This window comes from Atribacteraceae bacterium, from assembly GCA_035477455.1.
GTDB lineage: Bacteria > Atribacterota > Atribacteria > Atribacterales > Atribacteraceae > DATIKP01.
Genome location: DATIKP010000138.1, coordinates 1 through 17,605, shown reverse-complemented (window position 1 = coordinate 17,605; position 17,605 = coordinate 1). Strand labels below are relative to the sequence as shown.

The window sequence follows — 17,605 nt, the reverse complement described above, 5'->3', positions numbered from 1 at the left end:
CCTCTCTCTTCCGTTTTTGGAACAGCCCTTCAGCTTCTTTATCGATAGAGCGCTTAGCCCGCTCAAGCCGGCTTGCGGTTTCATCCCGAGCGTCAGAAAGAATCGAACGTTTTCGTTTTTCCGTGTCCAGTTCAATGCGGCTCAAAATATCTTTGAGAGCCATTACTAAAGGGCCCCTAAACCCGTATGGAATTCAGAAGGAGAATGGTAGCCAGCAACGAAAGAACGGCATAGGTTTCGACCATTGCCGGAAGGATTATCGCTTTACCGGTTTCCTCAGGTCGGCGGGCGATCAGACCGATGCAGGCCGCCGAGGTTTTTCCCTGATAAATCCCGGATATCAAACCCACGAGGGCAATGGGTAAACAGGCAAACATGATCTGCAGCCCCTGTGCAGTGGTTACGGCCAGTGGCTCTCCGGCAAAGAGGTTTAACTTAATCAAAACCCAGAAGCCGGCGAGTAGTCCATAAATTCCCTGTGTTCCAGGGAGAGCCTGTAACAATAAGATTTGCCCAAATTTATCCGGGTCTTCGGTCATAACTCCGGCTCCCGCCTCACCCGCTATCCCGACGCCCATCGCCGAACCGATTCCGGCCAAACCGACTGCGAGTGCTGATCCGAGTATGGAAAAAACTAGTCCATTGAATTCCATAGCTGCATAATACCCCCTTTAGTTTATTCTCAATCAAAATGAAAATCTCAGCAGCGCCAATGAATCTTAACCGACTTAGAAGCGCTCAGGCTAAGTCTTGTCTGCGAACCTGACATACTTGGTTTTATAGGAAAACGGCTGGAATTTCTTACCACCTGATTCATAAAATTTGGTAAAAAATTCGACATACACGAGGCGAGCGGAATGTACAAAAGCACCCAACCCGCTCATCGCAATGTTGAACAAATGGAACAGGAGAAAAACGAACAAACCGATCAACCAGCCGATATAGGGCGCACCCCCGAAGAGCTCGGCCAACGTCCGGGCCAGAACAGCGACGATGGTCGTAGCCAGCCCCAGAGCAAACAACCGGGAATACGAAAGAACATCCCCCAGGTAACTGACCAGCCCGTAAAGACTCATAATTCCGGAAAGGACCTTCATTATCGGATTTTTCTTGGTGCGGCCCTGGGTTGCTATCAAAAAGACCACCATGACCACCACCAGCGCCGTCGCCGCTGTCCGCAACCCGGGGACAAAAGCCATCGAGGCTATATACAGAAGGATGGCGATAATGAAAATAAACCAGCTCAAGCGATCCATGATCGCTACCAGGCGGTTGCCCCGTTTCCATTCCTTGAGAAAGCCGGTGAAAATGCCGACCAAAATCTGAAATATTCCGATGAGCAGGGACCCGATAAGCATAGGTAACGGGTTGATCAATGGGTCGATCACCATGAGCGCCGAGCGGATCGATCCCAGAAAGGATAGCGCCGGAGGAGGAAAGCTGAAAAAATCTCCCAGCCAGGAGCCGGTCAAAAGGCCTACGGCGATCGAAGCGATCCCTCCCCAAGCCAACATCCGGAAAAACAGCTTGCTGGATGCCGGAATTTTGAGTATAGCTGGGGCAATAAACCCGGCTAAGGCCAGAACGACCCCATAGATCACGTCCCCCAAGCACAAACCGTAAAAGAGAAAGAAGAATATGGCCACCAGAGGTGTTGGATCTATTTCTGAATAGTTTGGTAGACCATACAGATGTGTCAGGACACTGAAATTGTTCACCCACGAGTTGTTCTTCAGTTCGATCGGCACCACCTCATCATTCCGGGGATCCCGGTGAAAAAGCACCCATTCCCGACCGAGATGGGTGAGTTGCTTTTCCAGCCTGGGGATATCTTCCGCCCGGGCCCAACCACTGATCTGACAGGTTTCCAGAGTTTTGAGCGCCATCGCCTCTTTCCGGCGCTGTTCGAGAACGCTTTCCAAAAAGTCGTAGCTTATTTTGAGCTCCTGTTCGTGTTTTTGGCGTGTCCGGACTTCTTCAATCAATTGCTCCCGGTCTTGCTCGAGAGAGACGATTTTATTCTGAATTTTTTGTATGGCTTCCGCCGGCGTCCCTTCGAAAGCTTGCGGAAGTGTGATGGGTGTCAGTGAGGATTCCTGAAGATAGGATTCGAGGCGTTCCCACCAAACCCGATGGACGACGACCAAAACCAAATGCCTCTTTCCATTGCCCGGGAAGCTCTCAAGGTGCCATTCCGTACCGAGTGATTGCAGGTGCTCCTTAAGCTGTTTTATTTTTTCCAGGTCCATTTCCAAAAGGAGAGAACGGCTTTCTCGGGTTGTTCCGAGATCCTCCAGGGCAACCGGTACCCAAGCTATTTTTCTCAGGAACTCAAGGTTGGCCGACAGTCGGTTGATCCCGGTTCGAACACGGTTTAATTTTTCCTCAAGCTGGGCACAATCAAAAGCGACCACCGAATAGTTGAAGCATTGATTGAGAAAGTCTTCCCGGCTGATAGCAAGGCGGGGTGGAAAGAAGTTTTCGAGTGGTGAAGGTTTTTTCTCGCTGTATTTCGAAATAAAATCCAGGGCCGATCGTATTTCCCCAAGATTGTGTTCCAACTCTTCAAAACGAATCTCTTCAGACGCATGAAGCTCATCTTCGGTTTTTTCACTGACTGTAATCTCCAAAACCCCCATATTCTGGAGAAGATGGAAGGTTTCGTCGCGCAGGCTTTGATGAACCAGAATATCTACCCGCTGCATTTTTTTAATGGCCATACTGATCCTCCAGGGATTGTAAAAGCACCGCCACCGCCCGATCGATCCTTTTGGATACCAGCTGGCGCAGCCGTTCGGCTTCTTCTTCGTACCTGTCGATAATCTTTTGTGTGCTCAGTTCGGTATTACGGAGCATTTTCTCCCGTTCTCGAGCAGCCATTTCTTCCACTTCACGAAGACGCGCCGGCCGATACTCTTCAATGGTATTATCCAATTGAGCCAAGATCTGCGCCGCTTCCCGTTCCGCGTTCTGAATTTCCCGCTCTTTGATCTGCTCCAGTTCCCGTATTCTTTTTACCGCATCGGTAACCACAGTGCCAACCTCCTGGATCCAAGAATAACAGGGTATTTTAATAAAAGTATACTAACAAAGACACCATTCCATTTCAACAGACTCTCTTGACCGGTATATAGGGTAAAAATATCAACAATGCCCCGGAAAGAAAAGGAGCAACGAGAAATATTCATCTCTCTCATACTCTCCCTACCGACAATCGATAACATAGGATAAACTATGTTGCCAAATACAGGCCGCAAAAGAGCATTCTCAAAGAAGACATTCCGGATTCGGTCCGATTATAGCACCGCGATTCCAGTAACCAAACGGATTTATCCTCTGCAAATAAAACAATATCCTCTATTTTCGTAAACGTTACCGTCGGATACCGATCGGTTAACTCCTGTGATACAATGTTCTATGCTCCATACGTCCTTACGCACAGAGGTGGATACCATGAAAGCGTTGGTACTGTATCACACCCGTACCGGTACAACCCATAAAATGGCCGAGATCATCGGGAAAACCTTGGAAGGCGAGGGAATCCCAACTGACCTCCGGGAACCTAGTAACTGTGAAGTCTCTTCCCTGAAAGAATATGACCTAATTATCATCGGTTCACCAACCTATTATGGAACCATGGCGGCCGAAGTGAAGGCATTCCTTGATGACAGCGTCCAGTTCCACCGCGCTCTCGACGGAAAAATCGGCGGAGCCTTTTCGTCCTCGGCCAACCTCGCTGGCGGAAACGAGACCACCATCATGTCCATCATCGGCGCTCTCCTCATTCATGGAATGGTGGTTAAGGGGATATCCAAAGGAAGTCATTACGGACCGGTGGCCGTCGGTTCGGTGGATACGAGGGCTGAGGAAGAATGTATCACCTATGCCCGCGAGTTGGCCCGGTTGACTAAAAACCACCGGACTAGCTGACCCATTTCCTGAAAATACCTACGGTGGGCGGTCGCCCTGGCATTAACCTTTCCAGTTCAAGGAGTGCTTTCTCCGCAGCGCTATCGCCACTGCCGTCATGGGTCTATTGGGAAAGGCACAGCCGATCCGTTGTTTCCAGGGCGGTCTTCCCCAAGCCTTTGTCTGGAATGACCGGATAATCGCCATCGAAACAGGCATAACAATAGTTATGACCCCCTCCGCCGGGCAAGCTTTCCATGAGGTTCTGTACAGTGACATACCGTAAGCTGTCAAGCCCCAGCGCTTCCATAACCCCCTGGCAGTTCTTGTGCCCGGCGATCAGTTCCTCCCGGGTGGGAAAATCAATACCGTAATAACAGGGGTGGGCATGCGGTGGAGAAGTAACCCGCATATGAACCTCCCGGGCGCCCGCTTCCTTGAGCGTCGCGATCCGCCGCCGCGAAGTGCTTCCCCGGACGATGGAATCTTCAATGACGATAATACGTTTCCCCTGGATCAGTTGTTTGACCGGATCAAGCTTCATACGGACGGCCCATTCCCGATTTTCCTGACCAGGTCGAATGAACGTCCTGCCGATATAGGAGTTCCGAACCAAACCGAATTCCAGAGGTAGTCCCGACTCTTTGCTGAATCCAAGCGCGGCATAGATCCCCGACTCCGGGACGGGGATTACCATGTCCGCCTCCTGGTCTTCCTGGCGGGCCAGCATTGTTCCCAGATTTTTCCGAACCTGATACACGCTTTCTCCAAAACAAATACTGTCAGGACGGGAGAAATAAATCAATTCAAAAAAACAAAAGGCCTTGCGCCGGGAATGAGCGTAAAAAAACGACCGGGGACCGTTTTTATCGATAACCAGCATTTCACCCGGTTCGATTTCCCGAATAAATTCGGCATCGGTCACCTCGAGAGCGCAGGTCTCCGAACTCACCAGGTAGCCGCCGTCCTTTCTGCCAAGCGCAAGGGGGCGAAAGCCCCAGGGGTCCCGAACCGCTACCAGGCGATCTCTGGACATGATCGCCGCCGACAAGGCCCCGCGGATTTGCCATAGTGCTTCTTTTATGGCATCTTCCAACCCGTCGAAGCGGCTGCGGGCAATAAGATGCAGGAGCATTTCGGTATCCATGGAGGATTGAAATACGGCACCGTCCCGGCTCAACTTTTTCCAAAGGGCAAGAGTATTGGTGAGATTGCCGTTATGCGCGACGGCCAGGCTCCCGTAACGGCACTCGCCCAGAAACGGCTGGATGTTCCTGCTCGAAGATGAACCAGTGGTCGAATAGCGCACGTGTCCCAGGGCAATATGCCCTTTCAGGCTGGACAGTGTCTCTGCGGTCAGGACTTCGGAAACCAGCCCGCTCCCCTTCCGTTCCAGGAAGGTCCTGCCATCGGTGACCACGATTCCGGCACTTTCCTGACCGCGATGCTGCAGAGAAAGAAGGCCCATCTGCACCACCCGGGCGGCGTCTTTGATCCCGTATGTCCCGAATACTCCGCATTTTTCATGAAGCGACATCGTTTCGCCTCTCTTGGTACAACGGATGACCGCTCATTCCATCGATCCCTCGCTACCGTCGGCCAAAACAGCCTCACCGTTCCAAGCCCGGGCCAGGTCCTCCAGGGAAAGGTGGATCAAAGATCGCCCGCCTATTTTGATGATCAAATCTTTTCCGCCGGTTTTCCCCAGAGAGAATAAGGGGACATGGTGGGTTTTGGCCAGCGCGGATAAAGCCGGCCAATTATCTGAATGAAGACAGACCAGGACTCGCCCGGGACTTTCTCCGAATACAAGGGCGTCTTTCCGAATGGGTGATAACCCGGCCAGGTCCACGACAACCCCGATCGGTCTGTCGCCGCATAAGGCGCTTTCGAGAAGAGCCAGCGCCAGTCCGCCCTCGCTGAGGTCATTGGCCGATAAAAGGAGTTTTTTTTCTGCCGCCTCTCTTAAAAGTTCCTGAAGATTCTTCTCGAAGGAGAGATCAACAGGAGCTATCGGCCCTTCTTCCCTATTGTGGTAAAACCGCAAGTATTCGCTGCCCCCCAGATCTTCCCGGGTTTCGCCCAAGAGAGCCACCAAATGGTCTTTCCCTCCAAAGAACGCACTGATCGCCTGGTTCACGTCATCGATGATCCCGACCATTCCAACGGTGGGGGTGGGAAAGATGGGGCCATCCGGACTTTCGTTATAGAAGGAAACATTGCCACTGACCACCGGAAGATCAAAGGCCCGGCAGGCTTCACTCAAACCCCTGACCGACTCGATGAACTGCCAATATCGGTCGCTTTTCTGAGGATTACCGAAGTTCAGGCAATCGGTGACGCCGGCGGGTCTCGCTCCACAGGAAGCCAGATTTCTGGCTGCTTCCGCCACAGCGGCCTTCGCCCCTTCCCGGGGATCGAGATAGCACCACAAAGGATTACAGTCGGTCGTCACGGCAATCCCCCAGGTTTTTTCCTTGACCCGCAGTACAACCGTCCCAGTCCCGGGGAGCCGGGCGGTATTTATTCCGACCATATGGTCGTACTGCTGAAAAACCCATTTCCGGGATACCAGGTTCGGTGAAACCACCAGCCGGCGTAAGACCTCGTTCAGATCCGGAGGCACAGGAATGGTGCGCCAGGCACCCCCATTGATCCGTGCCAGGTAATCGGGAGGTGCGGCGGGAGGGGTGTACTGAGGCGGGTTGACCAGTTCCCGGGCGGGGATATCGGCCACCACCGTTTCTCCCGACAGCACAGTGATATGATCGCCTTCCGTTACCCATCCGATGACCGCCGATTCCAGACCCCACTTATGAAAAATATCCAGGATTTCCTTTTCCCGACCACGTTCCACGCATAACAGCATCCGTTCCTGTGATTCGGACATCATGATTTCCCAGGGCTCCATACGCTCCTCGCGCATGGGTACCCGGGCGAGGTCGATGGTCACTCCGCACTCTCCGGAGGCGGCCATCTCGCTGGCCGAGCAGGTCAACCCGGCCGCGCCCATGTCCTTGATCCCGACCACAGAGCCATGCTCGAGAGCCTCTAATGTCGCCTCAATCAGGCATTTTTCGGTAAAGGGGTCACCAATCTGGACGCTGGGCCGCTTCTCCTCATTCACACCGAATTCCTGGGAAGCGAGGATGCTGCAGCCGCCTATCCCGTCCCGTCCGGTCCGGTTCCCCGCATACAAAATCACGTTTCCCACACCCTTCGCCCAAGCTTTGGCCAGACTTTCCCTGGCTGCCAATCCGACACACATCACATTGACCAAACAGTTCCCCTGGTAGCAGGGAAAAAAGGAGACTTCACCGGCCACGGTGGGAACGCCGACACAGTTGCCATAAAAGGCAATCCCCTCAACAACCCTCTGAAAGACATGCCGGGAATGAGCGTTCGTGACTGGACCGAAACGGAGACTGTCCAAGCAGGCGATCGGCCGGGCACCGCTTCCAAAAATATCCCGGATGATTCCCCCGATTCCGGTGGCTGCCCCTTGGCGGGGTTCCACCTGAGAAGGGTGATTGTGGCTTTCCATCTTGAAGACGATGGCTATGCCGTCGTGAACGATCCCGCCGGCGTCTTCTCCGATCAGGCTGGGAAACGCCCCTTCCCGGGGAAAGAGTTCGAACCAACGTCGGGAATGAGGGTATCCACAGTGCTCTGACCATTCCACCGAAAACATGGCCAATTCCGTCGGAGTCGGTTCCCGGTTCAGTATTGAACACACCCGGTGATACTCCTCCTCACGTAAACCAAGTTCCCGGGCAATCGTAGCCGGCTTTCTATCAATCATCGGTTTTCTCCGTTACGCTTATTTTCAAACCAATTTATAATGGATAAAAACACCCTTCGGCCGTCTCGGGAACCGAGGATATCTTCGGACGAACGTTCCGGATGAGGCATCATCCCCAGGATATTCCCTTCCCGGGAAAGAATCCCCGCCGCGGCGGACATCGAACCGTTGGGATTCCATCGGTCAGCGATTTGACCGTCCGGCCCGCAGTACCGAAAGAGGACGTGGCCGTTCCGCTCCAGACCGGCAAGAGTTTCCCGAGACACAAAGTAGTTTCCCTGTTGATGGGCAATCGGAATGGAGACCACTTCACCGGGCACAAAAAGGTTAGTAAAAGGAGTGTTGATATTCTCGACCCGCAGGTGAGCGGGGCGGCAGATAAAAAGACCCTGCCGGTTGGGGAGAAGCGCTCCGGGGAGCAATCCAGTTTCCACCAGCACCTGGAATCCGTTACAGATTCCCAGTACCAGACCTCCGGCTCGGGCAAAAGAGGCTATCGATTCCATAATCGGAGAAAACCGGGCAATGGCGCCGGTCCGCAAATAGTCTCCATAGCTGAAGCCGCCCGGCAGCACCACACATTCACACCCCTCGAGATCCTGGTTCCGGTGCCAGAGATAGACTGTTTCCTGGGCAAGAACCCGGTCTAAAACGTAAAAACAATCGTGGTCGCAATTTGACCCGGGAAAGACTACGATTCCGAACTTCATAAAACAGTTTCACCGGAAATACGGTCAACGGTGAATGTATACTTTTCGATCACCGGGTTGGCCAGAAGCCGGGCACACATCGAATCGATTGCTGCCTCGGCTTCAGGCAGGTCAGCGGCTTGGCAGACGGCTTCGAAATACTTGCCGGTCCGAACCTCCCTAATCCCGGCAAAAGCGAGGGAATGTAAAGCATTTTTGATCGTGACCCCCTGAGGATCGAATACGCCCTCTTTCAGGGTGACGGTGATTCTCCCGATGTACTCCATTATGATCTCCTTCTATTGAACTTCTTCAAGCGTAAGAGATATATTCCCTCTTCCCACTCCGGCTGGTACGCTCGATCGCATCACAAATTACCGCACAACGGTAGCCGTCCTCAAAGGTGGCCCCATAGGGTGCGATTTCTTTGTTGTTGACAATCGCATCCAGAAAGTGGGCAAACACATGGACGAATGTATGTTCCCAACCGATGATGTGTCCATGCGGCCACCACTTGTCCCAATAAGGATGAAAACTCTCGGTAACCAAAACATTATGAAATCCCTGAAATATTTTCGGCTCTTCGTTTTGAAGGTAGACCTCGAGTCGGTTTAAGTCCTCAAGGCTGAAACGGATGGAGCCCAGTGACCCGTTGATTTCCAAAAATTGACCGTTTTTCCGTCCCGCGCAGAATCGGGAGGCTTCCAGCGTACCGATGGCCCCGTTGGCAAACTCCACGATCGATACAAAAGCGTCATCGACGGTCACCGGCAGTTTTTTCGATGGATCTTCAACTGTCGGTCTTTCTTTGATGAAGGTCCGGACCAGCCCGCTCACCGAACCGATTTCCCCGATCAGAAAACGGGCCAAATCAATAATATGCGCACCCAGGTCACCCAGGGCCCCCGACCCGGCCGTGCTTTTTTCCAAGCGCCAAATCATGGGGAAATTTGGATCCATGATCCATTCCTGAAGATACTGCGCTCGGAAATGATAAATTTCTCCCAGTTTTCCAGCCTGGATAAAGTCTCTGACCATCCGCAACGCCGGGACAAAGCGATAGTTGAAACAGGTCATGTTTTTTGCCTTCGAACGGGAGGAGGCTTCCCACATGGCCCGGGCCTCCTCTACCGTCCCGGCCAGCGGTTTCTCACACAAAACATGTTTCCCGATCGAAAGGGCATAGATCGAAGGTTCGGCATGGAGGTGGTTCGGTCCGGAGTTATCCAAGATCTCGACACCTGGGTTTTCCACCATAGCCTTCCAATCCCGGTAGGTAGCTCCATACCCGTACCGAAGTTTCGCCTCCTTGACCGCCTGCTCGTTCCGCCCAGAAATGGCCACCAACTTCGGATAGGCCACCGGGGGCCAAAAAATATAGGGATATTTTTTCAAAGCATTAGTATGAGCTTTCCCCATAAAGGCATATCCCAGCATTCCTATGCCAATTTCCGGGATATTCTCCACCGCTCCCTTCACATCTCCCATCGAAACAAAACCCACTTTTTCACTCATCTACGCACCTCCTGGTAACCGGTTCTCACGAATAATTACGGAGACCGGAAAATTTGCAACGGCAGAGCGGCCACGATCAGGCGCATAGGGCCAGCCTCACGGTACATGGTTCATCCGGCGGATTTATCAACTGAGTCATCCCTCCGTTTTATTCGCTCAGCTCAATCGCACTTGATCCCGTGATAAAGCCCAAAACCCCTGCCCCCAAAGCAGAACTTTCTCCCCAAAGAGAGAACAGGTTTTGATAAAAAGCGTGAAAAAACTTTCCAGGCAAAAGAGGAATATCACACACTTCGATGGGAAAACTCCCGGCATCATTATACCGGAAGTTTCGCTGGAAATGAACGGCCGGTGCTTATACCTTCAATAAATCACCCCGAACTGTTCCATATAAAATTGCCGGACATCAGGGATGTCCTGCCTGGCGATCAAATCGTACACATACCGGATCACTTTGTTCTTCCAGAACTCGTCTGCGCTTAAATGTCCGACGCGCCACATTTCAAAGTCCCTGGCCCTCACCTGGAAACTGAGGACATAGCGGTCCTCCCAGACCAATTGCACCATATACCATTCGAATTCGGGCAGTAAACGGTGAAGGGCTTCAAAGCCCATCCCCAATTGGTTCCAGAAGGCTTGAGAAAGCGTTTCTGCAAAGGCTTCCATCCGGAGGAAGGACTGATTCCCATCAGTGACGTTGATCTCTAGAACCATATAACCAAATTCGCTCAACAGGTCTCTGGTGCGGGTAAGTTTTTCTTCCATATCCTGGCTGGCGAGAATATCGCTCCCGACAACTTCAAAACCAAGTTCCAGGCTCTTCAACCCGTTAAAATAAAAACTGACCCGCCAATAGCCCGGCTGAATCAGGTTGGATAACTGAGCCAAATGCAGTTCTCCTTTAGCCCCCACATACTGCTTGTCCCGTTCGGCCACAAAGATACTTTCAAACGCCCTCCCCTCCGGGTCGGTAAATTTCCAGAGGAGTTCATCCCCAGCCCGGACACTTTCCAAAAATATCCAGCACATGACCAACTCGTCCTCCGAACTGAACTTGTCAACCCTCTCCAGGGGTAACCCGTCCTGATCCAAGCCCTTACACAGAGCAAAATCGAGGATGACCTCCGCATGAACCGGCAAAAGAAAACAAAATAAAACCAAACTGAACAAAAAAACTATAAAAATACTCCGCTTCAGCATGTCCCCCACTCCATCCCTTACTCACGTTTGATTGAAATTTCCGCTATAATGGTCACGGACTTTTTTGACTTCAATTTTCCGAACCGGTGGCTCTTGGTAACGGTATACTCCATTGTACCCTTTCGGTTCATTTTTTAAAAAAAAGACTTTGCTGCAAAAACTCATTTCAGCGAGGCCCCGTTGCCATCAGCCCCGCCTCATCTGGTATTTTCTCACACGCATCAATGACCACGTCTGGTTGCAGTGATGCTGAAAAGACCATCCTTGGCCTTTTTGCTGCGAAAACGCGGTGATTTCGGCGGCTGATTTAGGCAGCTTGGGCCCAGGCTTCCTTCGTTCTTTTGCAGCAAAATTACTTATTGCAGCAGAATCAAAAAATATTTCTGGAGATGTTAATTGTTCTACTGGCATCACCCCGAGAAGGGAGAGTTTGTCTAAATGTTCTTATAATCTTTGGATACCGATTCTGGTTACTATTTTCTTTGTATTATTGGCGGCCTATCCCAGGGAGTTGCCCAGGAGGGTGGTTTCATTGCCGGAACGATCATGGGTGCCTCCAATAACCAAGCGCTGCCCGATGTCATCCTTACCCTTCCTGAGGCGGGGATTTCGGTAGTGACTGACCAAGCAGGACAGTTTCAAATCACAGATGTTCCTCCCGATCCATTTAGAATAGCCGCTATACTGGAAGAGTATGAACGCCAAGAGTAGGTGGTAAATAGCCAGGGGATTTGTCTATGTAGCCGAGAGGGGGAAATAATCGAGTACAAAAGTTCGACAGCGACGGCAATTCCATCACCAGTGGGGGCTCCCCGGGCTCAGAGGATGGCCAGTTCAACAACCCTACCGCAGCAGTCGTTCATGAATCCGATGATACCTATATCGCCGAATCACAGAACAACCGAGTGGTCCGCCATACTAAAGACCGCTATTTTTCAAAAGGCGGCCGCGCAGCCGCCTTTTTAAAAATTCGTTATTTCTCCAGACACCCGGAGCGAAAAGCCCCCAGATAATTCATGCAGAATTCGTCCTGGCCCATGAGGGCTTCGGAGGCGTAGAGAATAGACATGAGGCTCCGATCCAGGGGGTCGATGATAGCTCCACCGAGGCCATATCCTACACACAGCCCGGCAAAGGCCCGGTTAATCAACTTGCGGTTGGGCATCCCGAAGGAAATGTTACTCAATCCGCAGATAGTCCGCACTTTTGGATATTTCGCCGGTATGGCTACCAGAGTTTCCAGGAAAATTCTTCCCTGATTCTGATCGGTTCCTATGGGAACCACCAGAGGATCGATCCACAGTTTCCCCAGGTCAATCCCGTATTGATCGCAGGCTTCAACCAAAACGTCGACCAACTTCATGCGATCCCCGACCGACTGAGGGATGCCTCCCTCTCCCATGGCCAAGCCCACCACGTCTGCTCCGGAGTCTCTAGCTATAGGCAAAAGAACCTCGATCCGTTCTTTTTCCGCAGTAAAAGAATTGATCATGACCTCTTTTTTCCGGTATACTTTCAGCGCTTCCTCCAGGGCCCGGTCGTTGGCTGAATCCAGACATACAGGTATCGCGACTACATCCTGCACTACCTCCACCAGCCACTTGAGGTCGTCCACTTCCCGCGTCGCCTCGGTCCCGGCATTCAGGTCGATATAATGCGCTCCGGCCTGGGATTGTCGTTGCGCTTCCTGTACGAAGAAATCAGTGTCTTTTTTTTCCAGAGCCTCCCGAATGGATTTTCGAGTGGCGTTGATTCGCTCGGCAACAATCAGCATCGTTCCATCTCCTCCCTTTTAATACCTTTTCCGAGAGCTTCGTTAAACAGGGTCGAAAGATAAAATGACCCAGCGACCACCAGAGGCAGATCCTGGCATTCCGCCAGATCAATCGCCTGTTTCCGGGCGGCATAGGGTTCTTTCACCACCTGAACTCGGGTGGTCGGTCCCTGGAAATAGGGGGCGATTTCTTCCGGATAAGCCGCTTTGGGGCTGAACGGGGTGGTCAGAAAAACGTCCCCGCCAAACCGCTTGATTTCCTCTCCAATTCCGGGAAAATCCTTGCCGGTTAAAAACCCCAATAAAAAGACCGCCCGGTTAAAACCGTAATAGCGTTTGAGTGTATCCAGGAGATAACTGAACGAGGCTTGGTTATGGGCTACATCAAACAGAACCGGAGGCTTCTCGGAAAGCATTTGAATCCGGCCTGGCCAGTACATCTGATTGAGTTCTTCCTGAAAAGCGGGAAAATCCGGAGTCACTCCCCAAATATTTGCGGCCAGCAAAGCGGTCAGGAAATTTTCCACTTGGTGATCTCCGGCCAAGGGAAGAAATGTTTCTTGCTCGGGTCCACCTGACCATCTCCAAATAAACCGTGATCCCTGAAAGCTACGGTCGGTGATCTGAAAGCGGCAACGCTCAGTGAACCGGATCAGCGGAACGTTGCCCACAGAAGCAATTCGGCCCAATGTCTCATCCACCTCGGCAACCTGTCTACCCAGCACGCAGGGTACGGAGGAACGTAATATACCGGCTTTTTCCCTGGCGATCTCGGGCAGAGTGTCTCCCAGGATATCGGCGTGATCGAGACTCACCGGAGTGATGACGGTCAATGAGGGATCAGCCACGTTGGTGGCGTCGAGCCGACCGCCTAGACCAACTTCCACCACCGCTCTTTCTACCTGCTTGTCTTGAAAATAACGAAACGCCAAGGCTACCGATACTTCGAAATAAGTCGGTTTACCCCAGGGGGATCCCTCTCCCATAGCCTCGACGACCGGAACGACATCGCTAACCAAAGAAGCCAAGTCAGCAGGGGAGATTAATTCGCCATTATACCGGATCCTTTCCCGAAAGCTGATCAGGTGCGGTTTGACGAACAAACCAGTCCGGAATCCGCTGTCAGCCAGGATCCGCTCCAGGTAATAAGAGGTACTACCTTTTCCCTTTGAGCCGGCTACCAGAACCAGGGGAAAGTCCTTTTGGGGGTTTCCCATCCGCTCGACCAGTTCCCGCATCCGGTCTAGCTTGAGATCCGTATAGGTAAAATCAGTTTTTTCATAATTGATGAGGCGATAGAGGTATTGAAGGCTCTCCGGATAATTCACGCATATCCTCCCAGTTTATCAGTATTCTTCCGGCATCGTGCGCAGCTGTTCAAAGGTAAACACCGGTCCATCAGTACACACATAGTGGGGACCGATATTACAGCGGCCACATTTTCCCAAACCGCATTTCATCCGCATCTCGAGGGTGGTAATAATGTCGCGGGGGGCAAAACCCATCTCCCGGAGAGCCTTGATCGTAAACTTGATCATGATGGGAGGGCCACAGGTGATGGTCTTCCAATTCGCGGCTTTCAACTCCACATCCTCCCTGAGAACGACGGGAACCAGTCCTACCCGACCCGGCCAGTCCATATCTGCGCGGTCGACCGTAATAATCAACCTGATATCCCCGCGTTGTTTCCATTTCTCCAATTCCCACCGAAAGACCAGGTCTTTTGGGGTACGAGCACCATAGAGAATGATGACTTCGGCGAACTCACCCCGCTTTTTTTCATCAAGAACATAATTGATCAAAGAGCGCAGCGGGGCTAAGCCGATTCCCCCGGCAATAAAGAGAAGCGGCTTACCATGCATTTCTTCGATCGGAAATCCCCGGCCGTATGGGCCACGCACACCCAGGAGGTCGCCGGTGTTGAGGCGATGGATGGCTTCCGTGACTGTTCCGGCCCGTTTGATACTGAATTCGATAATGCCTTCCTGGGTAGGTGAGGATGTGATCGAGATCGGTGCTTCCCCTACCCCGGGAACGAACACTTCGGCAAACTGCCCCGGCTCATAAGAGAAAACCCGTTCCTTGATGCCCAGACGGAAGGTTTTGATGTCCTGTGTCTCAGAAATGATTTCCTTAATAGACAAAAGAGCCGGTAAATACACATTACGGGCTTGGGCAGCGGCATTCACCAATCTTGCTCACCATCCTCTTCACAGCGTCACGGATATCCCAATTGACCGGGCAGACCTCGATACAGGCTCCGCAACCGCTGCAGCCGTATGTCCCTTCCCGGATCGGAAAATAGGAAAATTTGTGCAGCACTCTTTGCCTGATCCGCTCCCGAAAACCGGGCCTCGGATTGTGTCCTGAGGCATGAAGCGTGAAGCGGGGAAACATGCAGGCGTCCCAGGAGCGAATCTGTTGTCCGTGGAGTCTCCCATCTACTACCATATCGAAACAATAACAGGTCGGACACAGGTACGTACAGGCGCCACAGTTCAAACATTTCCAGGCGATCTCTTCCCAGACCTCATCTTCGAAAGCTTCATAAAGCCTTTGAGGAACCCCTTTCCCCAGGGGGGGGTCTTTGATAAGCGATTCCGCTTTCAGGCGAATCCGCTCGATTTCCGCCTGCCGTTCATCTCCGGCTGGCTCCGCGTTCTCAAAGACAGAAAAACAACCGGGGTCTTCGGACTCCAGGTAGAGACCCGCATGAACCGGAACCACCAGAAGGGCACCACCGGGTTTTTGAAAGGGCCCCCCTCCCACCATTCGGCAAAAGCAGGTTTCTTCTGGCTCCCGACAGGCGAAAACAACCACCGAGGTCGCCTCTCTTCTATTTCGATAGAAAATTTCTGGATATTTTCCATCCAAAAACACCCGGTCCAGCACCTGATCGATCGACCGGATTTCACAGGGATGAGCCAGGAGCGTCCGGTTTTCAACAACCGGGGTCTCATTATCGATCGTCCAGGCCCGGTCCGCCCAGCGGTATCGGTACAGCACTTCCCAAGCAGGAAAAAAGGCTTCTTTAACATTTTTCACCATCTGAAAGTCAACCGGCAGCAGTTCTTCAACCTGATGTTTTACTTTTTCCGTAACGATTAATGGCCCAGCGCCAGCCAGCCACTGTTTAAAAGACTCTATACTGATTTGTCCTGAAGCCATATCTCGTTCCTCACTTGATAAAGTCTTCGGGATCGTTTTCCCGGTAAGTTAAAAGGGGCGCCGCCGACTCTTCCGATAATCCGGCTTCAAAACTGTATTCCACCTGGACAATTTCCTCAACTTTAATAGGAAAAAGGGCAATGGGGATCTTTACCGGACAAGCCCGTTCGCACGCTCCACATTCGACGCAACGTCCGACCATGTGCATGCTCCTCGCGACCTGAAAGAGGAGGTTATCGAAAGGGGTCGGGGCGGGGGTTACCCACAAAGGCCGGGTACTTTCGACGAAACATTCCTGGCAATAGCACAGCGGACAGGCGTTACGGCAGGCATAACACCGAATACACCGAGTCATTTCTTCGTTGAAAAAAGCTTCCCGCTCTCCAGGATCCATACGGTTGTACCGCTCCAGGTAATCATCGTGAAGGTACCCAGGCTCCCCCACTGGCTCTCCGATCACCTCATCCGCCAGAGGCGGGTTGTGATGACGGCAACGCCGGCAGGTTTCCTCCATAAGAAGAGAAGTGTCGCAGGGTTGCCCACGATAAAGTAGTTTTCCCACCTTCCATTCCAAATCCCTACTGCGGGCTCCCGGTAGAGCTTCCGCTACCCGGTCCGGATTCAACAGTCCCAAACAGGGTAGGCCAAGAATCACCAGTCGGTCCCGGGATATCTGTTCTTCCTTCAGGAGAACCAGGATGGCACGAGCGTCACACGCCTTGGCCAGGACCGCGATTTTTTCCGGTGACTTTTTATAATATTTCAAATACCGAGCCAGGTTGACCGAACACAGAGGATTCCAGACCAGTTGGTCAGCATCTTCCGGCTTTCGGCATAGCTTTGGCGCCGTTTTTAGAGAAACAGTTCCCTCAGACCAACCGATAATCAAGTCCACCCGTTTTTCCTCAAGGAGTTTACGCGCCTTTGACCGAATGACTTCTTCAAGCATGGCCGACATAGTCCTTGACCATTTTCCAAGCGGGGCCGACCTCCCGTACCCTATCGACCACCTCCTGAATCACCTGGGAAAACTTCTGCCCCTCAGAGGCCGACACCCAGGAAAACTGGATCCGCTCCGGCTCAAACCCTAACCACTCCAGGAATTGTTTCAGCACAACAAACTTGCGCCGGGCATAATAGTTACCGCTGATATAATGGCAGTCCCCAGGATGACAGCCGGAGACCAACACCCCATCCGCCCCCTCCCGCAACGCTTTAAAAAGGTACAGGGGGTTGATGGCTCCGGAACAGGGAACCCGGATGACCCGGACATTGGGTGGGTACTGCATACGCCCGATCCCCGCCAAGTCCGCTCCGGCGTAACTACACCAATGACACAGAAAGGCCACGATTTTCGGTTCCCAATCCTCTCGGTTCATAAAAGGAACTCCACCTCCGACATGAGCTGTTCGGGGGAAAAGCCATGGACCCGAACCGCACCGCTCTTGCAGGTAGCACTGCACAGACCACACCCCTTGCACAGGGCGGCGTTGACCTCCGCCAGTCCTTCGGCATCATTAACCACAATCGCCTTGTATTGGCAGATCC

General features: G+C 52.3%; 17 protein-coding genes. 1 reads left to right on the top strand and 16 read right to left on the bottom strand.

The annotated features are described in order from the left end of the window. Window positions 1-176 precede the first annotated feature (176 nt). The 3 genes from VLH40_08470 to VLH40_08460 all read right to left on the bottom strand — a co-directional run bounded on the left by VLH40_08470 (window position 177) and on the right by VLH40_08460 (window position 3,033). A complete protein-coding gene (locus VLH40_08470; GenBank protein ID HSV32036.1) occupies window positions 177-653 on the bottom strand; it encodes a V-type ATP synthase subunit K in 477 nt (158 codons plus the stop codon). A 90-nt stretch (window positions 654-743) separates the two neighbouring features. Further along, window positions 744-2,720: a V-type ATP synthase subunit I gene (locus VLH40_08465; GenBank protein HSV32035.1), complete on the bottom strand. Its 1,977-nt coding sequence runs from the start codon at window positions 2,718-2,720 to the stop codon at window positions 744-746. Continuing rightward, entirely contained in the window at window positions 2,710-3,033 is a 324-nt protein-coding gene (locus VLH40_08460; GenBank protein HSV32034.1) for a hypothetical protein, read from the bottom strand. Before VLH40_08460 ends, VLH40_08465 begins: the two co-directional genes overlap by 11 nt. 420 nt (window positions 3,034-3,453) lie before the next feature. Here VLH40_08460 and VLH40_08455 point away from each other — a divergent pair, with 420 nt between their 5' ends. Beyond that, window positions 3,454-3,930: a flavodoxin domain-containing protein gene (locus VLH40_08455; GenBank protein HSV32033.1), complete on the top strand. Its 477-nt coding sequence runs from the start codon at window positions 3,454-3,456 to the stop codon at window positions 3,928-3,930. Window positions 3,931-4,033: 103 nt separating this feature from the next. On the opposite strand, the gene purF is transcribed toward VLH40_08455, so the two are convergent. From purF to VLH40_08390, 13 genes are all read right to left on the bottom strand, one after another. Then, complete coding sequence (gene purF, locus VLH40_08450) at window positions 4,034-5,446, bottom strand: amidophosphoribosyltransferase (GenBank protein HSV32032.1); 1,413 nt, start codon at window positions 5,444-5,446, stop codon at window positions 4,034-4,036. 33 nt (window positions 5,447-5,479) lie between these two features. After that, window positions 5,480-7,711, bottom strand: a complete 2,232-nt coding sequence (purL, locus tag VLH40_08445; protein ID HSV32031.1) for a phosphoribosylformylglycinamidine synthase subunit PurL — start codon at window positions 7,709-7,711, stop codon at window positions 5,480-5,482. Beyond that, window positions 7,708-8,421, bottom strand: a complete 714-nt coding sequence (gene purQ, locus VLH40_08440) for a phosphoribosylformylglycinamidine synthase subunit PurQ (GenBank protein HSV32030.1) — start codon at window positions 8,419-8,421, stop codon at window positions 7,708-7,710. Before purQ ends, purL begins: the two co-directional genes overlap by 4 nt. Beyond that, complete coding sequence (gene purS / locus VLH40_08435; protein HSV32029.1) at window positions 8,418-8,687, bottom strand: phosphoribosylformylglycinamidine synthase subunit PurS; 270 nt, start codon at window positions 8,685-8,687, stop codon at window positions 8,418-8,420. Before purS ends, purQ begins: the two co-directional genes overlap by 4 nt. Before the next feature lie 25 nt (window positions 8,688-8,712). Continuing rightward, window positions 8,713-9,915, bottom strand: coding sequence for a Gfo/Idh/MocA family oxidoreductase (locus tag VLH40_08430; protein HSV32028.1), 1,203 nt, complete (start codon window positions 9,913-9,915; stop codon window positions 8,713-8,715). A gap of 363 nt (window positions 9,916-10,278) precedes the next feature. After that, a complete protein-coding gene (locus VLH40_08425; GenBank protein ID HSV32027.1) occupies window positions 10,279-11,115 on the bottom strand; it encodes a hypothetical protein in 837 nt (278 codons plus the stop codon). 498 nt (window positions 11,116-11,613) lie between these two features. Further along, on the bottom strand, window positions 11,614-11,757 hold the full coding sequence (locus VLH40_08420) for a hypothetical protein (GenBank protein ID HSV32026.1): 144 nt from the start codon (window positions 11,755-11,757) through the stop codon (window positions 11,614-11,616). 331 nt (window positions 11,758-12,088) lie between these two features. Beyond that, window positions 12,089-12,889: a dihydropteroate synthase gene (locus tag VLH40_08415; protein HSV32025.1), complete on the bottom strand. Its 801-nt coding sequence runs from the start codon at window positions 12,887-12,889 to the stop codon at window positions 12,089-12,091. After that, on the bottom strand, window positions 12,883-14,217 hold the full coding sequence (locus tag VLH40_08410; protein ID HSV32024.1) for a folylpolyglutamate synthase/dihydrofolate synthase family protein: 1,335 nt from the start codon (window positions 14,215-14,217) through the stop codon (window positions 12,883-12,885). The genes VLH40_08415 and VLH40_08410 overlap by 7 nt, the downstream gene beginning before the upstream one ends. 18 nt (window positions 14,218-14,235) lie before the next feature. Further along, window positions 14,236-15,078 (bottom strand): FAD/NAD(P)-binding protein, encoded by an 843-nt coding sequence (locus tag VLH40_08405; protein ID HSV32023.1) that lies wholly within the window; start codon window positions 15,076-15,078, stop codon window positions 14,236-14,238. After that, window positions 15,053-16,057 carry a 4Fe-4S dicluster domain-containing protein gene (locus VLH40_08400; protein HSV32022.1) on the bottom strand — a complete coding sequence of 335 codons (1,005 nt, stop codon included), beginning with the start codon at window positions 16,055-16,057 and terminating at the stop codon, window positions 15,053-15,055. Before VLH40_08400 ends, VLH40_08405 begins: the two co-directional genes overlap by 26 nt. Window positions 16,058-16,067: 10 nt before the next feature. Beyond that, complete coding sequence (locus VLH40_08395; protein ID HSV32021.1) at window positions 16,068-17,006, bottom strand: hypothetical protein; 939 nt, start codon at window positions 17,004-17,006, stop codon at window positions 16,068-16,070. Next, window positions 16,999-17,436: a hydrogenase iron-sulfur subunit gene (locus VLH40_08390; GenBank protein HSV32020.1), complete on the bottom strand. Its 438-nt coding sequence runs from the start codon at window positions 17,434-17,436 to the stop codon at window positions 16,999-17,001. Before VLH40_08390 ends, VLH40_08395 begins: the two co-directional genes overlap by 8 nt. Window positions 17,437-17,605 lie beyond the last annotated feature (169 nt).

What these genes read in the sequence shown, in the direction of transcription:
- VLH40_08470 (HSV32036.1), bottom strand. Translation starts at nt 653, where the DNA reads ATGGAATTCAATGGACTAGTTTTTTCCATACTCGGATCAGCACTCGCA.
- VLH40_08465 (HSV32035.1), bottom strand. Translation starts at nt 2,720, where the DNA reads ATGGCCATTAAAAAAATGCAGCGGGTAGATATTCTGGTTCATCAAAGC.
- VLH40_08455 (HSV32033.1), top strand. Translation starts at nt 3,454, where the DNA reads ATGAAAGCGTTGGTACTGTATCACACCCGTACCGGTACAACCCATAAA.
- purF (HSV32032.1), bottom strand. Translation starts at nt 5,446, where the DNA reads ATGTCGCTTCATGAAAAATGCGGAGTATTCGGGACATACGGGATCAAA.
- purL (HSV32031.1), bottom strand. Translation starts at nt 7,711, where the DNA reads ATGATTGATAGAAAGCCGGCTACGATTGCCCGGGAACTTGGTTTACGT.
- purQ (HSV32030.1), bottom strand. Translation starts at nt 8,421, where the DNA reads ATGAAGTTCGGAATCGTAGTCTTTCCCGGGTCAAATTGCGACCACGAT.
- purS (HSV32029.1), bottom strand. Translation starts at nt 8,687, where the DNA reads ATGGAGTACATCGGGAGAATCACCGTCACCCTGAAAGAGGGCGTATTC.
- VLH40_08430 (HSV32028.1), bottom strand. Translation starts at nt 9,915, where the DNA reads ATGAGTGAAAAAGTGGGTTTTGTTTCGATGGGAGATGTGAAGGGAGCG.
- VLH40_08425 (HSV32027.1), bottom strand. Translation starts at nt 11,115, where the DNA reads ATGCTGAAGCGGAGTATTTTTATAGTTTTTTTGTTCAGTTTGGTTTTA.
- VLH40_08415 (HSV32025.1), bottom strand. Translation starts at nt 12,889, where the DNA reads ATGCTGATTGTTGCCGAGCGAATCAACGCCACTCGAAAATCCATTCGG.
- VLH40_08400 (HSV32022.1), bottom strand. Translation starts at nt 16,057, where the DNA reads ATGGCTTCAGGACAAATCAGTATAGAGTCTTTTAAACAGTGGCTGGCT.
- VLH40_08395 (HSV32021.1), bottom strand. Translation starts at nt 17,006, where the DNA reads ATGCTTGAAGAAGTCATTCGGTCAAAGGCGCGTAAACTCCTTGAGGAA.
- VLH40_08390 (HSV32020.1), bottom strand. Translation starts at nt 17,436, where the DNA reads ATGAACCGAGAGGATTGGGAACCGAAAATCGTGGCCTTTCTGTGTCAT.